Source organism: Streptomyces sp. R35, from assembly GCF_041053035.1.
Lineage (GTDB): Bacteria > Actinomycetota > Actinomycetes > Streptomycetales > Streptomycetaceae > Streptomyces > Streptomyces lutosisoli.
In genome coordinates this window covers 3023196-3044693 of record NZ_CP163440.1, presented here as the reverse complement: position 1 = coordinate 3044693, position 21498 = coordinate 3023196, and the positions used below count along the sequence as shown (strand labels likewise).

The 21498-nt window shown below is 70.1% G+C and carries 22 protein-coding genes and 1 riboswitch; of the genes, 11 read left to right on the top strand and 11 right to left on the bottom strand.

Translation table 11 applies throughout. The features are described 5' to 3' along the window. Positions 1-19: 19 nt before the first annotated feature. Entirely contained in the window at positions 20-973 is a 954-nt protein-coding gene (locus tag AB5J50_RS14110; protein ID WP_327428086.1) for an ROK family glucokinase, read from the top strand. A 131-nt stretch (positions 974-1104) separates the two neighbouring features. After that, entirely contained in the window at positions 1105-1869 is a 765-nt protein-coding gene (locus AB5J50_RS14105; protein ID WP_369258020.1) for an endonuclease/exonuclease/phosphatase family protein, read from the top strand. A gap of 9 nt (positions 1870-1878) precedes the next feature. Here the strand turns inward: AB5J50_RS14105 and AB5J50_RS14100 are convergent, their stop codons facing one another. Both AB5J50_RS14100 and AB5J50_RS14095 read right to left on the bottom strand, forming a co-directional pair. Then, positions 1879-2565: a hypothetical protein gene (locus tag AB5J50_RS14100; protein WP_369265390.1), complete on the bottom strand. Its 687-nt coding sequence runs from the start codon at positions 2563-2565 to the stop codon at positions 1879-1881. Positions 2566-2668: 103 nt separating this feature from the next. Next, positions 2669-3478 carry an alpha/beta hydrolase gene (locus tag AB5J50_RS14095; protein WP_369265389.1) on the bottom strand — a complete coding sequence of 270 codons (810 nt, stop codon included), beginning with the start codon at positions 3476-3478 and terminating at the stop codon, positions 2669-2671. 170 nt (positions 3479-3648) lie between these two features. Between AB5J50_RS14095 and AB5J50_RS14090 the strand changes: the two genes are divergently transcribed. The 5 genes from AB5J50_RS14090 to AB5J50_RS14070 all read left to right on the top strand — a co-directional run bounded on the left by AB5J50_RS14090 (position 3649) and on the right by AB5J50_RS14070 (position 8874). After that, the gene (locus AB5J50_RS14090) at positions 3649-4428 is read left to right on the top strand and encodes a lysophospholipid acyltransferase family protein (protein WP_327428084.1); all 780 of its coding nucleotides are present in this window, start codon (positions 3649-3651) and stop codon (positions 4426-4428) included. 77 nt (positions 4429-4505) lie between these two features. Next, positions 4506-5732, top strand: coding sequence for a MacS family sensor histidine kinase (macS, locus tag AB5J50_RS14085; RefSeq protein ID WP_369258018.1), 1227 nt, complete (start codon positions 4506-4508; stop codon positions 5730-5732). 19 nt (positions 5733-5751) lie between these two features. After that, the gene (locus AB5J50_RS14080) at positions 5752-6444 is read left to right on the top strand and encodes a response regulator transcription factor (RefSeq protein WP_327428082.1); all 693 of its coding nucleotides are present in this window, start codon (positions 5752-5754) and stop codon (positions 6442-6444) included. 156 nt (positions 6445-6600) lie between these two features. Further along, positions 6601-7629: a 6-phosphofructokinase gene (locus AB5J50_RS14075; protein WP_327428081.1), complete on the top strand. Its 1029-nt coding sequence runs from the start codon at positions 6601-6603 to the stop codon at positions 7627-7629. A gap of 240 nt (positions 7630-7869) precedes the next feature. Next, on the top strand, positions 7870-8874 hold the full coding sequence (locus tag AB5J50_RS14070; protein WP_369258015.1) for a 2-hydroxyacid dehydrogenase: 1005 nt from the start codon (positions 7870-7872) through the stop codon (positions 8872-8874). Here AB5J50_RS14070 and AB5J50_RS14065 read toward each other — a convergent pair. Both AB5J50_RS14065 and AB5J50_RS14060 read right to left on the bottom strand, forming a co-directional pair. Then, entirely contained in the window at positions 8826-10706 is a 1881-nt protein-coding gene (locus tag AB5J50_RS14065) for an anthranilate synthase family protein (protein ID WP_369258013.1), read from the bottom strand. The genes AB5J50_RS14070 and AB5J50_RS14065 overlap by 49 nt on opposite strands. Before the next feature lie 104 nt (positions 10707-10810). Beyond that, complete coding sequence (locus tag AB5J50_RS14060; protein WP_076973970.1) at positions 10811-10867, bottom strand: trp operon leader peptide; 57 nt, start codon at positions 10865-10867, stop codon at positions 10811-10813. 148 nt (positions 10868-11015) lie between these two features. Here AB5J50_RS14060 and AB5J50_RS14055 point away from each other — a divergent pair, with 148 nt between their 5' ends. From AB5J50_RS14055 to AB5J50_RS14045, 3 genes are all read left to right on the top strand, one after another. After that, positions 11016-12224, top strand: coding sequence for a glycoside hydrolase domain-containing protein (locus AB5J50_RS14055; RefSeq protein WP_369258011.1), 1209 nt, complete (start codon positions 11016-11018; stop codon positions 12222-12224). 131 nt (positions 12225-12355) lie between these two features. Continuing rightward, positions 12356-13708 (top strand): class II 3-deoxy-7-phosphoheptulonate synthase, encoded by a 1353-nt coding sequence (locus tag AB5J50_RS14050; RefSeq protein WP_369258009.1) that lies wholly within the window; start codon positions 12356-12358, stop codon positions 13706-13708. A gap of 164 nt (positions 13709-13872) precedes the next feature. Next, complete coding sequence (locus tag AB5J50_RS14045; RefSeq protein ID WP_327428076.1) at positions 13873-14115, top strand: (2Fe-2S)-binding protein; 243 nt, start codon at positions 13873-13875, stop codon at positions 14113-14115. Between the two features lie 7 nt (positions 14116-14122). Here the strand turns inward: AB5J50_RS14045 and bfr are convergent, their stop codons facing one another. Continuing rightward, positions 14123-14599 carry a bacterioferritin gene (bfr, locus tag AB5J50_RS14040; RefSeq protein ID WP_327428075.1) on the bottom strand — a complete coding sequence of 159 codons (477 nt, stop codon included), beginning with the start codon at positions 14597-14599 and terminating at the stop codon, positions 14123-14125. Between the two features lie 156 nt (positions 14600-14755). Between bfr and AB5J50_RS14035 the strand changes: the two genes are divergently transcribed. Further along, positions 14756-15388 carry a sulfite oxidase-like oxidoreductase gene (locus AB5J50_RS14035; protein WP_369258006.1) on the top strand — a complete coding sequence of 211 codons (633 nt, stop codon included), beginning with the start codon at positions 14756-14758 and terminating at the stop codon, positions 15386-15388. A 37-nt stretch (positions 15389-15425) separates the two neighbouring features. On the opposite strand, the gene AB5J50_RS14030 is transcribed toward AB5J50_RS14035, so the two are convergent. The 6 genes from AB5J50_RS14030 to thiO form a co-directional block, all read right to left on the bottom strand. Then, entirely contained in the window at positions 15426-15950 is a 525-nt protein-coding gene (locus tag AB5J50_RS14030) for a DUF4396 domain-containing protein (RefSeq protein WP_369258004.1), read from the bottom strand. A 115-nt stretch (positions 15951-16065) separates the two neighbouring features. Further along, positions 16066-16935 carry a deoxyribonuclease IV gene (locus AB5J50_RS14025; protein ID WP_369258002.1) on the bottom strand — a complete coding sequence of 290 codons (870 nt, stop codon included), beginning with the start codon at positions 16933-16935 and terminating at the stop codon, positions 16066-16068. Positions 16936-17006: 71 nt separating this feature from the next. Continuing rightward, entirely contained in the window at positions 17007-18953 is a 1947-nt protein-coding gene (pknB, locus tag AB5J50_RS14020; RefSeq protein ID WP_369258000.1) for a Stk1 family PASTA domain-containing Ser/Thr kinase, read from the bottom strand. 228 nt (positions 18954-19181) lie between these two features. Beyond that, the gene (locus AB5J50_RS14015; RefSeq protein WP_369257998.1) at positions 19182-19976 is read right to left on the bottom strand and encodes a thiazole synthase; all 795 of its coding nucleotides are present in this window, start codon (positions 19974-19976) and stop codon (positions 19182-19184) included. 3 nt (positions 19977-19979) lie between these two features. Then, positions 19980-20180, bottom strand: coding sequence for a sulfur carrier protein ThiS (gene thiS / locus AB5J50_RS14010; RefSeq protein WP_327428069.1), 201 nt, complete (start codon positions 20178-20180; stop codon positions 19980-19982). Beyond that, complete coding sequence (gene thiO, locus AB5J50_RS14005) at positions 20177-21343, bottom strand: glycine oxidase ThiO (RefSeq protein WP_369257995.1); 1167 nt, start codon at positions 21341-21343, stop codon at positions 20177-20179. Before thiO ends, thiS begins: the two co-directional genes overlap by 4 nt. After that, a riboswitch (TPP riboswitch) is annotated at positions 21341-21454 on the bottom strand. (Overlaps the previous gene by 3 nt.) Between the last annotated feature and the right edge of the window lie 44 nt (positions 21455-21498).

Here is a 21498-nt window from a genome sequence, read left to right as displayed (position 1 = left end):
GACCGAAACTGAGGGATTCATGGGACTCACCATCGGCGTCGATATCGGCGGCACGAAGATCGCGGCCGGTGTGGTCGACGAGGAAGGCAACATCCTTTCGACGCACAAGGTGCCGACCCCCAGCACGCCGCAGGCCATCGTGGATGCCATCGCCTCCGCCGTGGAGGGCGCGCGCGCCGGTCACGACATCGTTGGCGTGGGCATCGGTGCCGCCGGATATGTGAACCGCCAGCGCTCGACGGTCTACTTCGCGCCGAACATCGACTGGCGGCAGGAGCCCCTCAAGGCCGAGGTCGAGGCCCGGGTGGGCCTGCCGGTCGTCGTCGAGAACGACGCGAACGCGGCGGCGTGGGGCGAGTACAAGTTCGGCGCGGGCAAGGGCCACCGCAACGTCATCTGCATCACCCTGGGCACGGGCCTCGGCGGCGGCATCATCATCGGCAACAAGCTGCGCCGCGGGCACTTCGGAGTGGCCGCCGAGTTCGGCCACATCCGCATGGTGCCGGACGGCCTGCTGTGCGGCTGCGGCTCGCAGGGCTGCTGGGAGCAGTACGCCTCCGGGCGCGCCCTCGTCCGCTACGCCAAGCAGCGCGCCAACGCGACCCCCGAGAGCGCGGAGATCCTGCTCGCCCTCGGCAACGGCACGCCCGACGGCATCGAGGGCAAGCACATCTCGGTGGCCGCCCGCCAGGGCGACCCGGTCGCGGTGGACTCCTACCGCGAGCTGGCCCGCTGGGCCGGCGCCGGTCTCGCCGACCTGGCCTCGCTCTTCGACCCCTCCGCCTTCATCGTCGGCGGCGGCCTCTCGGACGAGGGCGAGCTCGTCCTCGACCCCATCCGTAAGTCGTACAAGCGCTGGCTCGTCGGCGGCAACTGGCGCCCGGTGGCCGACGTGATCGCCGCCCAGCTGGGCAACAAGGCGGGCCTGGTGGGCGCGGCGGACCTGGCCCGGGAGCCCGACCCCATCATGTAAACGTCGGTGCGATGGACCCCGCGCCCCTTTGGGGGCGCGGGGAACTGCGCGACCAGCCCCCACCGGCCCGCAGTGAACCGACGACCTGATACCGCTCTCCCTGCGGAGCGCTACCGCGTATCTTGATCGCCATGCCGACCAGCCCTTCCGCCAGTCCGCTACCAGCGCCCCGCACCGAACCCGACGGTTCAGCCGTCATCCGGGTCCTCAGCTACAACATCCGCTCCATGCGCGACGACACCGCCGCACTCGCCCGCATCATCCGCGCCTGCGAACCGGACCTCGTCCTGATCCAAGAGGCCCCCCGCTTCTTCCGCTGGCGCAAGAAACTGGCAAGACTCGCGGCCGCCTCCGGCCAAGTCATCCTCTCCGGCGGCGCCACGGCGGCCGGCCCCGCCCTCCTCTGCTCCCTGCGCGCCACGGTCGAGCGCACCGAGGACGTCCTGCTCCCGCTCACCCCCGGCCAGCACCGCCGCGGCTTCGCCACCGCGGTCGTCCGCTTCGGGGGCGCCCGCCTCGGCGTCCTGAGCTGCCACCTCTCACTGCGGCAGGACGAGCGGTACGAGCAGGGCGGCATGCTCCTCGACCGCCTCGCGGGCCTCGGCACCCGGTACGCCGTCGCGGGCGGCGACCTCAACGACCGCCCCGACGGGCGTACCTTCAAGCGCCTCGCCGCCGCCCTCCAGGACGGCTGGGCGACCCACCCGTGGGGCGCGGAGAACACCTCCGCGCACACCCATCCCCACCAGCGCATCGACGCCATCTTCGCGACTCCGGGCGTGGAGGTCCTGGGGTGCGGGGTGCCGGTGGGTCTTCCCGGCGTGACGGAGACAGACCTGAGGGCGGCCACGGACCACCTGCCGGTCCTGGCCGCCCTCAGAGTGCCCGCGTCCTGAGGCGGAGGGTCAGACCACCGCGCCGCGCCCCGGATCGTCCCCGTCCTCGTCGTCGGTCTTCATACGTGCCACCAGCGTGGCGAAGCCGCCGACGAAGCCGCCGATGCTGACGGTGGCGAGCCACCAGGTCATCTCCCAGCCGAGGAGGACGGACAGCAGGAGCAGGATGGGTCCGCCGATGACGCCGAGCCAGGCGAACTTGGCGGTGGTGTCGGCCTCCGGCAGCGGCGGCGGCTCGGGCGGCACGAAGTGGCCCTCGTCGTCCTCGTCGAAGTCGTCCTCGGTGGGCTCGGGCGCCTGGTAGTCGCGCGGGCCCCCGACACCGGGCGCGAAGGCGATCGAGCTGCCGAGGGGCTTGCCCCCGGATCCGGACTCGGAGCCGGAGCTGGAACCGGCGTCGGATCCGTCCCCGGACTCGGCAGCGTCCTTGTCGCCCTTGCTGTCCCCGCCGCCGCTGTTGCCGCCGTCGCCCCTGCCGCTCTTATTGCCGCGGCCGGTCCCGTTGCCGCCGCGGTCGGTCCCGTCGTTCGTCTCCGGGTCGAGGAGGGCCAGGTCCTCGATCGACTTGAACGGTTTCGCTCCGGGCGGGTCCGGCGGCTCCTCGCCGTACCCGGCGACGATCGCCTGCCACGCGGCGTCCTCGTCGAAGGGCACGCTCTGCTCCTCCCCGAGAGTCGCGTCGAGAGGCGCGTCCAGAGCCGCGTCGAGAGGCTCACCGAGAGTCCCGTCGACGGACCCGTCGAGGGGCTCGCCGAGAGGTACGCCCTTCTCCTCGGAGTCGCCGCGCTCCGCGTCGTGCTCAGCCACCGGTGGCCGTCCCTTCCTGCTGACCCACCTGACCCGCGTCGGACTCCTTGCCGACACTGGGCGCGAGCCGGGCGATGAACGCGTAGCTCTCCTCGAAGATCCGGTCCGCGTCGTGGTCCAACGTCGCGACGTGGTAGCTCTGTTCCAGCAGGATCTCCGTCACGTCCGTGGACGACACCCGGCTGAGGACGCGCGCCGAGTCGGCGGGGGACACCACATGGTCCTGGAGGCTGTGCAGCAGCAATATCGGCTGGGTGACCTGCGGCAGTTCGGCGTCGACGAGCCGGCAGAGGTTCCGCATCGAGTGCGCGGCGTGCAGCGGCACGCGGTCGTACCCGACCTCGTCCGCACCCTCCTTCGCGATGTCGCTCACGATCCCCTTGGCCGACCGCACGAAGTGCCGGAGCACCGGGAGGGCGTGCGCGACCGGACCATGCACCTTGTTCAGCGGGTTGACGACGACGATGCCGCCGACCTCGTCACCGTGCTTGGCCGCCAGCCGCAGGGTCAGCGCGGCGCCCATGGAGAGCCCGAAGACGAACACCTGAGTGCAGCGGTCCCGCAGGGCGCGAAGCTCGCGGTCCAGCTCCGCGTACCAGTCCTGCCAGCCGGTGAGCTGCATGTCCTCCCAGCGCGTGCCGTGTCCCGGCAGCAGCGGCAGCGCCACGGTCAGGCCGCGCTCGGCGAGATACTCCGCCCAGGGTCGCAGCGACTGCGGGGACCCGGTGAAACCGTGGCAGAGAAGGACGCCGACCTGTCCGCCCTCGTGGCGGAACGGCTCGGCTCCCGGAAGGACCGGCACCTTCGGTCTCCTGTTCATGAGGCGGACAGAACGGAACCCCCGAGGCTTCGAGGCGTACTTCACCGTACGCGACCGCACTGACACCGACCAGGGTCGTCGGGTCCTTTGACGGTGCTCCGGGTTAAGGTCTGACCGACGACACAGGAGGCACTCGGTTGATCTACGGCGCTATGAAGTTTTCCATCGGAGGGCCACTGAAGCTCGCCTTCAGGCCCTGGGTGGAAGGCCTCGAGAACATCCCCGCCGAGGGCCCCGCCATTCTGGCGAGCAATCACCTGTCGTTCTCGGACTCCTTCTTCCTGCCCGCGGTCCTCGACCGCAAGGTGACCTTCATCGCGAAGGCCGAGTACTTCACGACGCCCGGCATCAAGGGCCGGATGACCGCCGCCTTCTTCAAGGGTGTCGGCCAGCTCCCGGTGGACCGCTCCGGCGCGCGTGGTGCGGGCGAGGCGGCGATCAAGAGCGGCATCGACGTCATCGAGCGCGGTGAGCTGTTCGGCATCTACCCGGAGGGCACGCGCTCACCCGACGGCCGCCTCTACCGCGGCAAGCCCGGCGGCCTCGCGCGCGTGGCGCTCGCCACCGGTGCGCCCGTCATCCCGGTCGCGATGATCGACACCGAGAAGATCCAGCCTCCGGGCAAGGTGATGCCCAAGCTGATGCGCCCGGGCATCCGCATCGGCAAGCCGCTGGACTTCAGCCGCTACAACGGCATGGAGCACGACCGTTTCGTGCTGCGCGCGGTGACCGACGAGGTCATGTACGAGATCATGAAGCTCTCCGGCCAGGAGTACGTCGACATGTACGCGACCGCCGCCAAGCGGCAGATCGCGGAGGCGGCGAAGGCCGACAAGGACGCGGAGAAGGCGGCGAAGGCCGCGCTCGCGCAAGCCGAGAAGCAAGCCGCCAAGGAAGCCGAGCAGGCGGAGAAGGAACGGTCCGGCTCCTAGGCGCGTCCGTCTGGACGTGCGGGAGTGGACGGGGCGGGGGAGCGCCCCGGAGGCGAACGAGCCATAAGAGGGGGGACATGGCGAAGCGCGAAAGAGTCATGAGGATGTCGGTCGAGCAGCCGCTGTGGCGTGCGCTCACCGCGTACCGCGTCCTGACCATGCTGTACGCGATCGGCCTGTTCGCCACCGCGTACGACAAGTTCACCCGCCCCTGGGTGGCGATCGCGTTCTACGCACTGCTGTTCGTGTGGACCCTGGCGACTCTGCCCAGGGTCGCGAACGCGGCCAGCTGCACCAAGCGGTTCCTCACCGCGGACCTCACCATCGCGCTGGCCGGCATCCTGCTCACCCGGGTCGCCGACGCCTCCTCGCGGATAGAGGCCGGCGGCCCGACCCTGCCGTCGATATGGACCGCCGGCTCCGTCCTGGCCTTCGCGATCAAGGGCGGCTGGCGCTGGGCCGCCTTCGCCTCCACGCTCGTCGCCGCCGTCAACATCGTCGAGCGCGGTGCCCCGACCCGCGACACCGTGCACAACGTGATCCTCGTCTGGGTCGCCTCCATCGCCATCGGATACGTGGTCGAGGTCGCCCGCGCTTCCGAGCTCACCCTCGCCCGCGCCCTGGAGATCGAGGCCGCCACCCGCGAACGGGAGCGCCTGGCCCGTGACATCCATGACGGCGTACTCCAGGTCCTCGCCATGGTGCAGCGGCGCGCCTCCGCGCTCGGCGGCGAGGCGGCGGAGCTGGGCCGGATGGCCGGTGAGCAGGAGGTGGCGCTGCGCACGCTGGTCTCGGGCGGCCTGGTGCCCGTCTCCCGGGTGTCCGAGGACGCCGCGCTCGGCGCCGTCGTACGAGCGGTGGAGGAGCCGGACGACGACGAGGGCTCGGCGGGCCCCGTCGACCTGCGCGCCCTGCTCGCCCCGTACGCCACGGCGCGCGTGACCTTCTCCGAGCCGGGCTCCCCCGTCCCGCTTCCCCCGGCCGCCGCACGGGAGTTGGCCGCCGCCGTCGGTGCCGCCCTGGACAATGTCCGCAAGCACGTCGGCGAGGACGCCCGGGCCTGGATCCTGGTCGAGGACGAGCCGGACGAGGTGGTGGTGACCGTCCGCGACGACGGCCCCGGTATCCCGGAGGGCCGGCTCGTCCAGGCCGAGGGCGAGGGACGGCTCGGGGTGGCTCTGTCGATCCGCGGCCGGCTGCGCGACCTGGGCGGCACGGCGGAGCTGATCTCGGTCCCGGGCCAGGGCACGGAGGTCGAGCTGAAGGTACCGAAGGTTTCCCGGGGGAAGGCGGAACGGCGATGAAGAAGACGGTGGAACGGCGATGACGGAGGTCAAGGACGTGGCTGGGCAGGCCCCGATCAAGGTCATGGTGGTCGACGACCACCCCATGTGGCGCGACGCCGTAGCGCGCGACCTGGCCGAGGCCGGCTTCGACGTGGTCGCCACCGCGGGGGACGGCGAGCAGGCGGTGCGCCGCGCCCAGGCCGCCGCGCCCGATGTCCTCGTGCTCGACCTGAACCTGCCCGCCAAGCCCGGCGTCCAGGTCTGCAAGGAACTGGTCGGCGCCAACCCGGCCCTCCGTGTCCTGGTCCTGTCGGCCAGCGGCGAGCACGCGGACGTCCTGGAGGCGGTGAAGTCCGGTGCGACGGGCTACCTCCTCAAGTCGGCGTCCACGGAGGAGCTGATCGACGCGGTCCGCCGCACAGCCGTCGGCGACCCGGTCTTCACGCCGGGCCTCGCGGGCCTGGTCCTCGGCGAGTACCGCCGGCTGGCCTCCGAACCCGCCCCCGCCACGGGCACCGACGAGCCCAGGGCCCCTCAACTCACCGACCGTGAGACCGAGGTGCTCCGGCTGGTCGCCAAGGGCCTGAGCTACAAGCAGATAGCCGAGCGCCTGGTCATCTCCCACCGCACGGTCCAGAACCATGTGCAGAACACCCTGGGCAAGCTGCAACTCCACAACCGCGTCGAGCTGGTGCGCTACGCCATAGAACGCGGCCTTGACGAGGCGTAAACCTCACGCACCCCTCGTTCGAGTGAAGCCTCAGGCGAGGACGACTGATCAACGCCCGCACAATTCACCGGAATTGACCTTCCGCACCATGCCGAAGTGACCTGGATCACTATTAGCGTGAGTTCCATCAGGCAACCGCGGCGAAGGGACTTTTCCATGCGGGTCGGAGTACTGACCGGAGGCGGCGACTGCCCCGGACTCAACGCCGTCATCCGGGGCATCGTCCGCAAGGGCGTGCAGGAGTACGGATACGACTTCGTCGGCTTCCGGGACGGCTGGCGCGGACCGCTCGAGAACGACACAGTCCGGCTGGACATCCCCGCCGTGCGCGGCATCCTGCCGCGCGGCGGCACCATCCTCGGCTCCTCGCGCACCAACCCCTTGAAGCAGGAGAACGGCATCCGCCGCATCAAGGAGAACCTCGCCAAGCAGGAGGTCGAGGCGCTCATCGCGATCGGCGGCGAAGACACGCTCGGCGTCGCCGCGCGCCTCACCGACGAGTACGGCGTGCCCGTGGTCGGCGTACCGAAGACCATCGACAACGACCTGTCCGCCACCGACTACACCTTCGGCTTCGACACCGCCGTAGGCATCGCCACCGAGGCGATCGACCGCCTGCACACCACGGCCGAGTCGCACATGCGCGTCCTCGTCTGCGAGGTGATGGGTCGCCACGCGGGCTGGATCGCCATCCACTCGGGCCTGGCCGGCGGCGCCAACGTCATCCTCATCCCCGAGCAGCGCTTCGACGTCGACCAGGTGTGTGCCTATGTGACCTCGCGGTTCAAGGCCTCGTACGCCCCGATCGTGGTCATCGCCGAGGGGGCGATGCCCAAGGACGGCCAGATGGTCCTCAAGGACGAGTCCCTCGACTCCTTCGGCCATGTACGCCTCTCCGGGGTCGGCGAGTGGCTGGCCAAGGAGATCGAGAAGCGCACCGGCAAGGAAGCCCGTACGACGGTCCTGGGCCACATCCAGCGCGGCGGCACCCCCAGCGCCTTCGACCGCTGGCTCGCCACCCGCTTCGGCCTGCACGCCATCGAGGCCGTCCGCGACGGCGACTTCGGCAAGATGGTCGCCCTGCGCGGCACGGACATCATCCGCGTCCCCATCGCGGAGGCCACGGCCAAGCTGAAGACGGTCGACCCGAAGCTCTACGAGGAGGTAGGCGTCTTCTTCGGCTGACACGCAAGCCCCCGACGACGGTCAGCCGCACACGGCGGCAAGGGGCCGGGTCGGGGGTGTCCGCCCGCAGCGGCTGGCGCGTCAACGCCGGTTCCTCGGAACCCAACCGATTCCGCGCCAGACCGAGGACGGATACCCCCGACCCGGCCCCGCCCCCCAACGATCCGCAGGCGAACAACCCCCAACCCCCCGTATATTCACCGGCACCAGACATTTCCGGCACAACCCCCGGAGGGCCCCGTGGAGATTCTCGCCTTCGGCGTCCAGTCCGACGAGAAGCCCCTGATCGAGCGGGCCTTCGCAGGACACCACGAGGTCCGCAGCCACCGGTGCCTCGATGTATTCCTCAACGAGGACACCGCTCCCATCGCAGCCGGCTACGAGGCCATCTCCACCAGCGTCAACTGCGGCCTGGGCCACCGCGTCCTGCAGACCCTGGCAGCCGGTGGCACCCAGCTGATCGCCCAGCGCTCCACCGGCTTCAACAACATCGACCTCAACGTCGCCGAGCGCGTCGGCATGACGGTCGCCCGGGTCTCGTACTACTCGCCCTACTCGGTCGCCGAGTTCGCCTGGACCCTCGGCATGGCCGTCAACCGCCGTATCGTGCGTGCCGCCACCCGCACCCGCGACTTCGACTTCCGGCTCGACGGCCTGATGGGACGCGACATGCACGGCCGCACCGCCGGCGTCCTCGGCACCGGCAAGATCGGCGAGGCGTTCACCCGGATCGCCCACGGCTTCGGTATGAACCTGCTCGGCTGGGACATCGCCGAGAACCCGGCCTGCGTAGAACTCGGCATGAAGTACGTCCCCAAGGAGCGGCTCCTCGCCGAGTCCGACCTGATCACCCTGCACGTTCCCCTGCTGCCGCAGACCGAGCGCCTCATCGACGCCGCCGCCCTGCGCGCGATGAAGGACGACGCGATCCTGGTGAACTCCAGCCGCGGCGGCCTCATCGACACCCAGGCCCTCGTCGCCGAGCTGCGCGAGGGCCGCTTCACGGGCGTCGGCCTCGACGTGTACGAGGCGGAAGCCGGGCTCTTCTTCCTCGACAAGTCGCTGGAGGCCATCGAGGACGACACCCTGGCCCGCCTCGTCACCTTCCCGAACGTGCTGGTCACGTCCCACCAGGCGTACTACACCGAGGACGCCGTGGGCCAGATCATCGACGCCACGGTCAAGAACGTCCTCGACTACACGGCGGGCCGCCGCTCGGAGAACGTGCTCGTCCCGCGCAGCTGACCCACCAGCTCCCGTACGATCGCCGCCCCGTTCAGCGTCAGTACCGACTCGGGGTGGAACTGCACCCCGGCAAACCCCGGCCCGCGCAGCGCGTGCACCTCCCCGGACCCGCTCCGGCTCACCTCGACACCGTGCGCGCCCAGCTCCCGGAACGCCTCGTCGTCGCAGCGCGCCACGAAGCTGTTGTAGAAGCCGACGGTCTCGGCCCGCCCGAACAGGTCGACCGTCGTCTGCGCCCCCTGGTACGGAACCTCCTTCCGTACGATCTCCAGGCCCAGCTCGCCCGCGATCAGCTCGTGCCCGAGGCAGACGCCGAGGACGCCGTGCCGGTTCTCCCGGATGACCTCGGCGGTCAGCGCTCGCAGGAACCGCATCTTCGCGTCGCCCGCGTCGGAGGGGTCCCCCGGCCCCGGGCCCAGCACCACAGGACCCTCGTGCGCGAGCACTGCCTCCCGCAGCCCCTCCTCGTCGTAGCGCCGAACGGTCACATCGAGCCCACTCGACCGCAGGACGTGCGCGAGCATCGCCGTGAAGGTGTCCTCGCCGTCCACGACGAGCGCGTGCCCCGTGAGCTCCGCGGCGCGCTCCTGCATCCGCAGCCAGAACGGCGCCAGCGAGGCCCGCCGCCCATCCAGCGCCGCCTGCACCCGCGGGTCGTCGCCCAGCTTCGGCCGTACGCCCTCCGCGCGCGGCCTGCCGGGACGCACCCCCAGGGCCGCCAGCACCCCTGCCGCCTTCGCATGCGTCTCGGCGACCTCGCTCGCCGGATCCGAACCCCGTACGAGCGTGGCACCCACCGGCACCCGCAGCCGCCCGTCCGCGTCGATGTCGGCGGTGCGGATCAGAATGGGGGAGTCGAGGGTCTGGGCCCCGCCCGAATCCCGCCCGACCAGGGCCAGCGCCCCCGCGTAATAGCCCCGCCCGCCGACCTCGTGGCGCTCGATGACCCGGCAGGCGTTCTGCACCGGTGAGCCGGTGACGGTCGCCGCGAACATGGTCTCCTTCAGCACCTCCCGCACATCCAGCGAGGACCGGCCCCGCAACTCGTACTCGGTGTGCGCGAGATGGGCCATCTCCTTGAGCCGCGGCCCGATCACCACCCCGCCCATGTCGCCGACGGTGCACATCATCTTGAGCTCCTCGTCGACGACCATCGACAGCTCCTCGATCTCCTTGCCGTCGGCGAGAAAGGCGAGCAGGTCCTCGGGCGTCGGCCCCCCGTCCGGATAGCGGTACGTCCCGCTGATCGGGTTCATCACGACGGTCCCGCCGGACATCCGGACATGCACCTCAGGGCTCGCCCCGACCAGCGTCCGCTCACCGGTGTGCACGACGAACGTCCAGTACGCGCCCCGCTCACCCACCAGCAGCCGCCGGAACAGCGCCAGCGCGTCGGCCTTCCCGAACCCCGGGATCTCACCCTCGTACGTACGCCGGATCACGAAGTTCGCGCCCTCGCCCCGCCCGATCTCCTCGCGCAGCACCCGCCCGACGATCTCCGCGTACTCCTCGTCGGCGACGTCGAAACCGCCGCCCTCGACGCGTACATCGTGCGTGGGGAGCTGCGCGAGGGCCTCGGCCAGCGGGATCTCGTACGACTCCTCGGGCGTCAGCACCGCCAGCGGCGTGCCGTCGTCGCGGACGTCGAAGCCGCGCTCGCGGATCTGGCGGAAGGGGACGAGGGCGAGGCCCTCGTCGGGGATGTCGGCGAGACGGTCGTACGTGCCGACCGGGCCGCGCAGCACTTCGACGACCTCCTGGTCATGACCGGGTGTGCGGCGGCGCAGCAGGGCGAACGGGCGGTCCTCGTCGAGCAGTTGGGTCAGGTCCATCGTTCCTCTTCCTCGGAGATCGGATCGGAGAGGAACGGCCGGCGCCCGGAAACACCGAAGGCCGCCCCTCGGGGCGGCCTTCGCGAAGTCTTGCGTACGCGCAGTCAGTGGGCCGCCGGATGAGCGGTCCACCACCAGTTCTGGATCGAGTGCGCGAACATGCGCCGCACCTTACCCGACGCGTGGGGCCCGGCAACAGCGTGAACCGTTCGCGTACCGGGTTCGGACCCCTCGGGCACCGGCCATTGATGGCCAGGAAGCCCGACCGACCCGACCGAGGAGAGAGTCATTCACGCAGTTCGTTCATTCATGCCTCGCCGGAGCGGCCCCCGCGCGCTCATGGCGTTCGCCGCGGCCACCGCCCTTGCCGCCGGCCTGTCCGGCGTCGCCCAGTCGGCCCCCCGCGTCACCGACGAGACCATCCGGGTCGGCTACCGCGGCCACGTGTTCACCGTGCCCGCCTCCTGGCAGGTCGTGGACCTGGAGCGGAACCCGGACGCCTGCGTCCGCTTCGACCGGCACGCCGTGTACCTCGGCACGCCGGGCGCCCGGCAGAACTGTCCCGCACGCGTGCGAGGACGTACCGAAGCGCTCCTGATCCAGCCCGCCGCCGAGAGCTCCGTGACCGCCGCCGGGAGCCCCCACGCCGGCACCGGCTCCGTCACCGAGAACCCCACGGCCGGCACCTACCGGATCACCGCGGGCAGCGTCTCCGTGACCGCCGCGTACGGGGACGACCGCGGGCGCATTCAGGACGTCCTGCGCAGCGCCGGTCTGCCCGTCGCCGCGCAGACCGCCGAGACGCCCGCCGCGGCGCCCCTCCCCGCGAACGCGACGTCCTTCCGGGGCGAGGGCTTCGACGCCTGCACCGCGCCGAGCCGGTCGGCGATGGACGCCTGGGGCGAGGCATCCGATTACGGCGCCATCGGCATCTACATCGGCGGGATCAACCGCGCCTGCGCCCAGCCGAACCTCACCGCCCAGTGGGTGCGGACGCAGTACGCCAACGGCTGGCGCTTCATCCCGCTGTACGTCGGCCGCCAGCCCTCCACCGACGGCGGCAGCTGCCAGGGCGGCTGCGCGGCGATCACCGACCCGGTGCCCCAGGGCCGTGCGGCCGCCGACGACGCGGCACGGCAGGCCGCCGCGCTGGGGCTCGGCAAGGGAACGGTGATCTACGACGACCTGGAGCACTACGACCCCGGAGACACTGTGACCGACCAGGTCCTCGCCTACCTCAACGCCTGGACCGAGCGCCTGCACAAGCTGGGCTACCGCTCCGGCGCGTACGGCGGGGCCTCGTCCCTGATGAGCGACCTGGTGGACGCCAGGGACGACATCACCCTGCCCGACGTGATCCACTTCGCCCGCTGGAACTACGAGTCGACCACATGGGACCCGATGGTCCCCGCCGACATGTGGGACAAGCAGCGCATCCACCAGTACATCGGCGACACGACCGAGACGCACGGCGGCGTGAAGATCGCCATCGACCGCGACCGGCTCAACGTGGACTAGGAACGTGCCTGCTCCGGGCAGCCGCGCGGACCCGCCGTACGGCCGCCCGGAGCACCCCCGATCGAGCGCGGCCCGTCTCAATTGATGAGCACATGAATGGACGCCCGACACGACCCCGTAATGTTGTGGAGGTGACCGTGAACGCTAAGTCCAGCGCAAGCGCTGGCAACACCTGGCGAAACCTGCCCGCGGCGCAGCAGCCCGAGTACCCCGATGCCGAGGCTCTGCGCGATGTGATCGCGGACCTCGAGTCGTATCCGCCGCTCGTCTTCGCGGGCGAGTGCGACCAGCTGCGCGCCCGGATGGCGGCCGTCGCCAAGGGAGAGGCGTTCCTGCTCCAGGGCGGCGACTGCGCCGAGGCCTTCGATGCCGTGTCGGCCGACCACATCCGTCAAAAGCTCAAGACCCTGCTCCAGATGGGCGCCGTGCTGACGTACGCCGCCTCGGTGCCGGTCGTGAAGGTCGGCCGCATCGCCGGCCAGTACTCCAAGCCGCGCTCCAAGGGCACCGAGACCCGCGACGGCGTGACCCTGCCGACCTACCGCGGCGACTCGGTCAACGGCTTCGACTTCAACGAGAAGGCCCGCATCCCGGACCCCGAGCGCCTGAAGCGGATGTACAACGCCTCCGCCTCCACGCTCAACCTGGTGCGCGCCTTCACCACCGGCGGTTACGCCGACCTGCGCCAGGTGCACGCCTGGAACCAGGACTTCGTGAAGTCGTCCCCGTCCGGTCAGCGCTACGAGCAGCTGGCGCGCGAGATCGACAACGCGCTGAACTTCATGCGGGCCTGCGGGACCGACCCGGAGGAGTTCAAGACCGTCGAGTTCTACGCCTCCCACGAGGCGCTGCTCCTCGACTACGAGTCGGCGCTGACCAGGGTCGACTCGCGTACGGGCCACCTGTACGACGTCTCGGGCCACATGGTGTGGATCGGTGAGCGCACCCGTCAGCTGGACGGCGCGCACATCGAGTTCGCCTCGAAGATCCGCAACCCGATCGGCATCAAGCTGGGCCCGACGACGACGGCTGAGGAAGCGCTGCAGTACATCGAGCGCCTCGACCCCGACCGTGAGCCGGGCCGTCTGACCTTCATCGTGCGGATGGGCGCGGACAAGGTCCGCGACAAGCTGCCCGAGCTGGTCGAGAAGGTCACCGCCTCCGGTGCGACCGTGGCCTGGGTGACCGACCCGATGCACGGCAACACCTTCGAGGCGGCCTCGGGCCACAAGACCCGCCGCTTCGACGACGTGCTCGACGAGGTCAAGGGCTTCTTCGAGGTCCACAAGGGTCTGGGCACGCACCCGGGCGGCATCCATGTCGAGCTCACCGGTGACGACGTCACCGAGTGCGTGGGCGGTGGCGACGAGATCTTCGTCGACGATCTGCACCAGCGCTACGAGACGGCCTGCGACCCGCGTCTGAACCGCAGCCAGTCCCTTGACCTGGCCTTCCTGGTCGCCGAGATGTACCGGGACCAGTAGGAGATCAGCAGGGATTTCGCCTGTTACCGGCATGTGAAGTGGGGCGCGGATCACATACGATCCGCGCCCCACCCCACTTTTACGACAGCTGTGTGCCGGGTAAGGTTAGGTAAGCCTCACCGATCATCGGGATGGCACGACTGACTCTTCGATCCCGTCGGGAGGTGACCCGCGTGTACGTCTGCAACTGCTTCGGCGTGACCGAGGCGCAGGTCAAGAAGCACGCGGATGGCGGTGCCTGCACCCCCCGGCAGATAGCGTCGGCCTGCAAGGCGGGTACGGACTGCGGGTCGTGCGTACGCCGTATCCAGGCGCTGCTGGGCAGGGATGCCTGCCCGCGCCGTGAGCTGGCCGACCGGGGCAAGCCGGTCCTCGCCGAACTGGCCGAACTGGAAGACGCGGCCTAGTTCCGGCCTAGCTGGGCTGCTCGATCTGCTGCGCGATGTAGAGCGCCTCGCCGAGCTTCTCGATGAGCTCCAGCTGCGTGTCCAGGTAGTCGATGTGGTGCTCCTCGTCCTCGAGGATCGACTCGAAGATGTTCGCGGACGTGATGTCGCTCTTCGCGCGCATCACCTCGATACCGCGCTTGAGGCGGTCGATCGCCTCGACCTCCACCTGCCGGTCGGCCTGGAACATCTCCGTGAGGGTCTGCCCAACCCGCACATGGAACAGCCGCTGGTAGTTCGGCAGACCGTCCAGCATGAGGATGCGTTCGGTGATCTTGTCCGCGTGCTTCATCTCATCGATGGACTCTTCACGCGTGTACTTGGCGAGCTTCGTCCAGCCGTTGTTGTCCTGGATGCGGTAGTGCAGCCAGTACTGGTTGATCGCCGTCAGCTCGCCGGTCAGCTGCTCGTTGAGGAATTCGATGACCTCGGGGTCGCCCTGCATCGCAGAGGCTCCTTCCAAGCGGGGGGACTGGGCAGGTTGCGCCGCATCTTTGCACCGGCGTACAAGGTCGTCCAGTAAGTGCATGCTTAGTAGGAGTTGCCCGAATACGACCTCGGCTGGTCATGGGCACTGTCCCCGGTCTGTCAGGATGGAGTCATGGGTCAGCCGGTGGAGCGTGAATCTGGAGAAGCGGCGCAGCCGGAGCTTCCGCCGGGGCAGCGACTTCAGCGCGGCTGGCCGGTCACGCACTACGGTCCCGTCCCCAAGTTCCGCCCCGAACGCTGGGAGTTCAGGGTCTTCGGGGCCACCGCCGACGGCGAGAAACACTGCTGGACCCACGAGGAGTTCACGGCCCTGCCGTACGCCTCCGTCGTGGCCGATCTGCACTGCGTCACGAAGTTCAGCATGCTCGGGGCCGAATGGGGTGGCATCCCCGCCCGTACGATCCTGGAGATCGCCCCGCCCGCGCCCACCGTCACTCATGTGATGGTCTGGGCCGAATACGGATTCAGCTCGAACCTGCGCCTGGCGGACTTCGCCTCCGACCGCACGATCTTCGCCACCCACAAGGACGGCGAACTGCTGACAGCGGAACACGGTTTCCCGCTCCGCCTCGTCGTCCCTCATCTGTACGCCTGGAAGGGCCCCAAGTGGGTCCGCGGCGTCGAGTACATGACGGCCGACCGCCGTGGCTTCTGGGAGGAGCGCGGCTACCACAACGTCGGCGACCCCTGGCGCGAGCAGCGCTACTCGTACCAGGAGGAGCCCGGGGACGGCCCCGAGCTCTGACTCCTGCTTCGTTTTCCGGCCGGCTGAACTCCGGAATTCAGTGGTGGTGCTGGTGCACGACCGCGTGCCCCTTGCCGCGGCCGATCATCCACTTGTTGACCGGCGTGGTGACCACGAAGGCGATCACAAGTGAGATGGCCAGCGAGAACCAGAACAATGCGTCCGCCAGGCCCGCGTCCATCGCGTCCGGCCACAGCACGATCACGCCGTTGTCGATCAGCTCCATCACGGCGATGGACACGGTGTCCGCGGCGAGCGCGACCCGGAACGCCGTCCGGAAGTCGACGCCGGCCTTGAGCACTCCGCGCAGCGTGAGCGAGTAGCCGAAGGCAAAGGCGAGGACGATCGCCAGGACCATCGTCGGTACGTTGCCCCAGCCGAACGCGGTACCGATCACCATGCCGAGCACCTCGCCGATGGCGCAGCCGGTGAGGCAGTGCAGGGTCGCCTGCGCGGCCATGGACCAGCTGGCCCCGCCCATGTCGTGAGCGTGCGTCTCGTGGTGAGCGTGGGTCTCGTGGTGCGAGTGCTCGGCGTGCTCGGTGTGTGCGTCGTGCTGCATGAGAAGCCCCCAACGTCAGGTAACGGTTCCTGCATCAGGCAGGAACCGTATACCCCCAGGGGGTATTCCTCAATGGTCTCGAAAAGTGGCCGCGATGGTGGCCTCGGCCGATGGCTCAGCCGTCGCGCAGCTTCTTCAGCCGCTCCACGTCCGCCGCGTGCCCTTCCTTGCCGCCGGGCGTCTCGATGATCAGGGGTACGCCCTCGGTGGCGGGGTGGGTCATCAGGGCGCGGAACGGGTCCTCACCGATGTGGCCGGAGCCGATGTTCTCGTGGCGGTCCTTGTGCGCGCCGACGACGTCCTTGGAGTCGTTGGCGTGGATCAGCTTGAGTCGGCCCTCGCCGACCGTGTCCACGAGAAGGTCGAGGGTCTGGTGCATCCCGCTCGGCCCCGTCAGGTCGTGGCCGGCCGCGAAGATGTGGCAGGTGTCGAGACAGACGCCCAGCTTGGGGTGGGCGTCGAGCGCCTCGAAGTACGGCCCGAAGTCCCAGGTGCGGGAGCAGAGGGAGGAGCCCTGACCGGCGGTCGACTCCAGCAGGAGGAACGGGTCGTCGTCGTGCGTCAGCTCGTCCAGCAGCGGCAACAGGTACTCACGTACCTGCTTGAGGGCGACGGCCCGGTCCCGCCCGCCGGTGGCGCTTCCGGTGTGCACGACCACGCCCAGGGCGCCGATCTCCCGCCCGCGCCGCAACGAGTGCCGCAGCGACTCCACCGACTTCTCGACCGTCGCCTCGGTGTGCGAGCCGAAGTTGATCAGATACGGGGCATGGACGTACGCGGGGATCGACTCGGCGGCGCAGGCCGCGCGGAACGCCTCGTCCTGCTTCGGGTTTCCTGGGGGCGTGGCCCAGCCGCGCGGGTTGGCGACGAAGACCTGGACGGTCTCGGCCAACAGGTCGCGGGCGTAGGTCAGGCCGACGGAGTCAAGGCCGCCGGCCACGGGGACATGGCCGCCGACGGGGTTGCGGAGCTGCTTGCTGGTCACGCTCTTCAGGGTGTCACGTGCTCCGGGGTGTCCCGTCGGCGGTCCTCAAGGCGGTGAAGCCCGCCCCCGGCTCAGCGGATCTCGATGGTGATCGTCGATCCCTTGGGCGCCGTCTCGCCACCGTCCACCGACTGGCTCTTGACCTTGTCCCCGAAGAGCCCGAGCAGTCCACGGTCCTCGTCGACCTTGAACCCGGCATCCTCCAGCGCCTTCTTCGCGTCGTCCACGCTGTCGCCCACGACGTCCGGGACCTGGACCATCTCGGGGCCCTTGGAGATCGTCAGCGTTACCGTGTCACCGGCGGCGAGCTCGCGGCCCGCGCCCGGCGACTGCTCGGCGACCTGGCCCTTGTCGAACTCCGAATTGACCTTCCCGGAGGCGATCTTCACCTTCAGGCCGGAGGATTCGAGCTCCGAGGTGGCGTCCTCCACGGACGCGCCCGTGACCTCGGGCACCTCCACGGGGCTGCCCTTGCTGACGGTGATCGCGATGGCCGAACCGGCGTGCCGCTTGGTGCCCGCCGACGGATCCGTGCTGATCACGAAGCCCTTGGCGACGTCCTCGCTGAACTCCCGGGTGACCATGCCCGCGGCGAGTCCGTCGTCCTTGAGGACTTCCTTCGCCTTGAACAGCGCGAAGCCCTTCAAGTCGGGCACCTTCACCGTCTCGGGACCGTTGGAGATGGTCAGCGTCACCGCGTCGTTGTCGCGGATGCGGGCGCCGATCTCCGGGTCGGTGGTGATGACGGAGCCGCGCTTCACGGTGTCGCTGTACGCGTGCTTGACCTTGGCGTCGAGCCCGGCGTTGGCCAGCTGGTCCTTGGCTTGCTTCTCGGTCTTCGACAGGACCGGCGGGACCTTGGTGAACTGGCCGGAGTTGATGTACCAGACGCCGGCGCCGAGGCCGAGCACCAGCAGGATGGCGGCGACGACGGCGATCAGGCCGCGCCGGGGCCCCCGAGGGGCGCGCCGCGAGGGAGCGACCGGTGCGGTCTCGAAGCGGCTGGTCCGCTCGAACCGGCTGGTCCGGTCGAGGGCGGAGGTGTCGTCCTCGTCCTCGTTCACGGGCAGCAGACGGGGAACCGACAGCGAGCGCGGGATCACGCTCGTACGGTCGCCGGCGTTGTCGTGGCCCGTGGCGAGCGCCTGCGGCGGTATGGCGTCGAGCTGTTCGGCGGTGAGCCCGGCCCGCGCCTCCAGCACCCGGCCGAGCAGCGCCACCGCGTCGTGCGGGCGCACCTCGGGATTACGGGCGGTCGCCGTGCCGACCAGCTCGTCGAGCTCGTACGGCAGTCCCGGCACGACGGCCGACGGCGGCGGCACGTCCGCGTGGAGGTGCTGGTAGAGAACCTGGGCGGGGGAGTCCCCGGAGTGCGGCTTGTCGCCGGTGAGCATCTCGTAGAGGACGACCCCGCACGCGTAGACGTCGACGCGGGTGTCGGCGGTGCCGTGCTCGATCTGTTCGGGGGCGAGGTACGAGACAGTGCCGAGAACGGACCCCGTCGTGTTGGTGACCGTGTCCACGGCCCGTACGAGACCGAAGTCGGCCACTTTGACCCGGCCGTCGTCCCCTATGAGGACGTTCTCCGGCTTCATGTCGCGGTGCACGAACCCGGCGCGGTGCGCGGCGCCGAGCGCGGCGAGCACCGGCTCCAGGATGTCGAGCGCGGCTCGCGGCTGCAGGGCACCACGGTCGCGCAGCACGTCGCGCAGCGTGCACCCGGCGATGTACTCCATGGCCAGATAGACGTACGACCCGTCCGTCCCCTGGTCGAAGACCTGCACCACATTGGGGTGGGCGAGCCGGGCCACCGACTTGGCCTCACGGATGAAGCGCTCGACGAACGAGCCGTCGGCGGCCAGCGTCGGGTGCATCACCTTGAGCGCGAGCACGCGGTCGAGGCGGGTGTCCAGGGCCCTGTAGACCGTGGCCATCCCGCCGACCGCGATCCGTGAGTCAACGCGATAACGGCCATCGAGCACGCGCCCGACAAGCGGGTCCTGAAGGGTCGTATCCACGCAGGTGAGTGTACGAGCCGCCACTGTCACGACAGCCCGTTCCCCCGATACCGCAGCGCGACTGCAGCCGACCTGTGACGCACACCGCACGCAACGAGCCGTTTGCAGGGTCAGCCGCCAACGGCGGGAACCCCCACAGGAGACGCGCACTTCCCAGCAGGCTGGAAACGGGCGGTGCGCGAGCCCGGAACTTCTGTGACAGTAACCACCCACGAGGCACAGCCAAGGTCAGAAGGCCGGCCGCTCCGGATCCAGCACCGCCAAGCCCTCCGCAGGAGACGACGCCTGCGCGAAGTGCCGCCGAGGAATCCGCCCCGCCCGATACGCCAGCCGCCCCGCCTCCACCGCGTGCCGCATCCCCTCAGCCATCAGCACCGGCTCCTGCGCCCGCGTCACCGCCGAGGCAAGCATCACCCCCGCACACCCCAGCTCCATGGCCAGCGCGGCATCCGACGCGGTACCGGCCCCCGCGTCCAGAATGACCGGCACGCGCGCGTGCTCCACGATCAACTGGAAGTTGTGCGGATTCCGGATCCCGAGCCCGGACCCGATCGGCGACCCGAGCGGCATGATCGCCGCACAGCCGACGTCCTCCAGCTTCCGCGCCAATACAGGGTCGTCATTGGTGTACGGCAGCACGGTGAACCCGTCGTCCACCAGCGTCTCCGCCGCGTCGAGCAGCTCGATCGGGTCGGGCAGCAGCGTCCGCTCGTCGGCGATGACCTCCAGCTTGATCAGCTGCGTACCCAGCGCCTCCCGCGCGAGCCGGGCGGTCAGCACGGCCTCACCCGCGGTGAAACACCCCGCCGTGTTCGGCAGCACGCGGATGCCCAGCTTGTCGAGGACGGACAGCACCGAACCGTGCACGGAGGCGTTCACGCGCCGCATCGCGACCGTCGTCAGCTCCGTGCCGGACGCCACGAGCGAGCGTTCCAGGACGTCGAGGCTGGGCGCACCGCCCGTACCCATGATCAGCCGGGACGAGAAGGACGTACCACCGAGGACGAAGGGATCGTCTGCCATGGGTCAGCCTCCCTGGACGGCGGTGAGGACTTCGACGCGGTCTCCCTCGGAGAGGGCGGTGGACGACCACTGCCCGCGCGGGACGACGGTTTCGTTGAGCGCGGCGGCCACGCCGGAGGGTGCGACGGTGAGGGCCGCGACGAGCGAGTCGAGAGCGGTCCCGGCGGCGATCCGCTGCCGTTCTCCATTGACGAAGATGTTCATGCGGGCTGCTCCGTGAGGGCGGCGGCGCTGAAACGCCTGGGGGTGAAGGGGCGGGCCTCGTCGGGGAGTTCACCGGTGGTCAGGGCGTGGGCCATCGCGTCACCGGTGACGGGCGTGAGCAGGACGCCGTTGCGGTAGTGCCCGGTGGCCAGCAGCAGGCCGTCGAGTTCGGTCGGGCCGAGCAGCGGCGCGTTGTCGGGCGAACCCGGGCGCAGTCCCGCGCGGGTCTCCGTGAGCGGCAGCTCGGTGATCCCGGGAACGAGCTCATGGGCGTCGCGCAGCAGCTCGTACACGCCGCCCGCGGTCACCGTCGTGTCCCAGCCCAGCTCCTCGCTGGTGGCGCCGACGACGAGCTCGCCGTTCTCGCGCGGCACCAGGTAGACCTGGCTGCCGCGCACCACGGCCCGCACGGTGCGGCTCAGGAAGGGCGCGTACCGCTTCGGCACGGTCAGCCGCAGCACCTGCCCCTTCACGGGGCGCACGGGTGGCAGGACGCCGTCGGGAACGCCCGCCAGACGCCCGCTGAGGCTGCCCCCGGCGAGCACCACCTGACCCGCCGCGAGCTCGGTGCCGTCCGTGGTGACGACTCCGGTGGCCCGGTCCCGTACGACGGTCAGCCGTTCGGCCCACGTCCGGTGGAACACCACTCCGGCCCGCTCGCACGCGGTGACCAGGGCCCTCGCGAGCCGGCGCGGATCGACCTGGTGGTCGCCGTCGACCCGCAGACCGCCGCGTACCCCGGGTGCCAGCATCGGCTCCAGACGGCGGCACTCGCGTCCGCTCAGCCACTCCGAGTCGAGTCCCGACTGGCGTTGCAGGGCGTGCAGTTCGCGCAGATGGGCGCGGTCGTCGGCGTCCAGCGCGACGGCCAGCGTGCCGCACTGGCGGTAGCCGAGGTCCTGGCCGGTCGCCTCGGTGAGCTCGGCGGCGAACTCCGGATAGCGGCGCGCGGAGGCGAGATTGAGACCCAGCAGGGTCTGCTCGCCGTAGTGCAGTTCGGTGACGGCGGCGAGCATTCCGGCGGCCACCTGGGCCGCTCCGCCGCCGGGCTCGGGGTCCACGAGGGCGGTGGTGAACCCGCGCTGCGCGGCCCGCCAGGCCGTCACGAGCCCGATGATTCCGCCCCCGATGACGAGGACGTCTGACGTACGTGTAGGCGACATGGGCGTCCAGCCCCTCCCTTCGCCGGCATGACCCGGATCAGGTTCGTACGGTCGGAGGCCGTCCCAGCCTCCCTCTCAGCCCAGTACGTCCGGGCTCCCGCGAGTGCTTTACGTTGGCCACCCTAGCCCGCCGCCACCTGTCTCAGTAAGGGAGC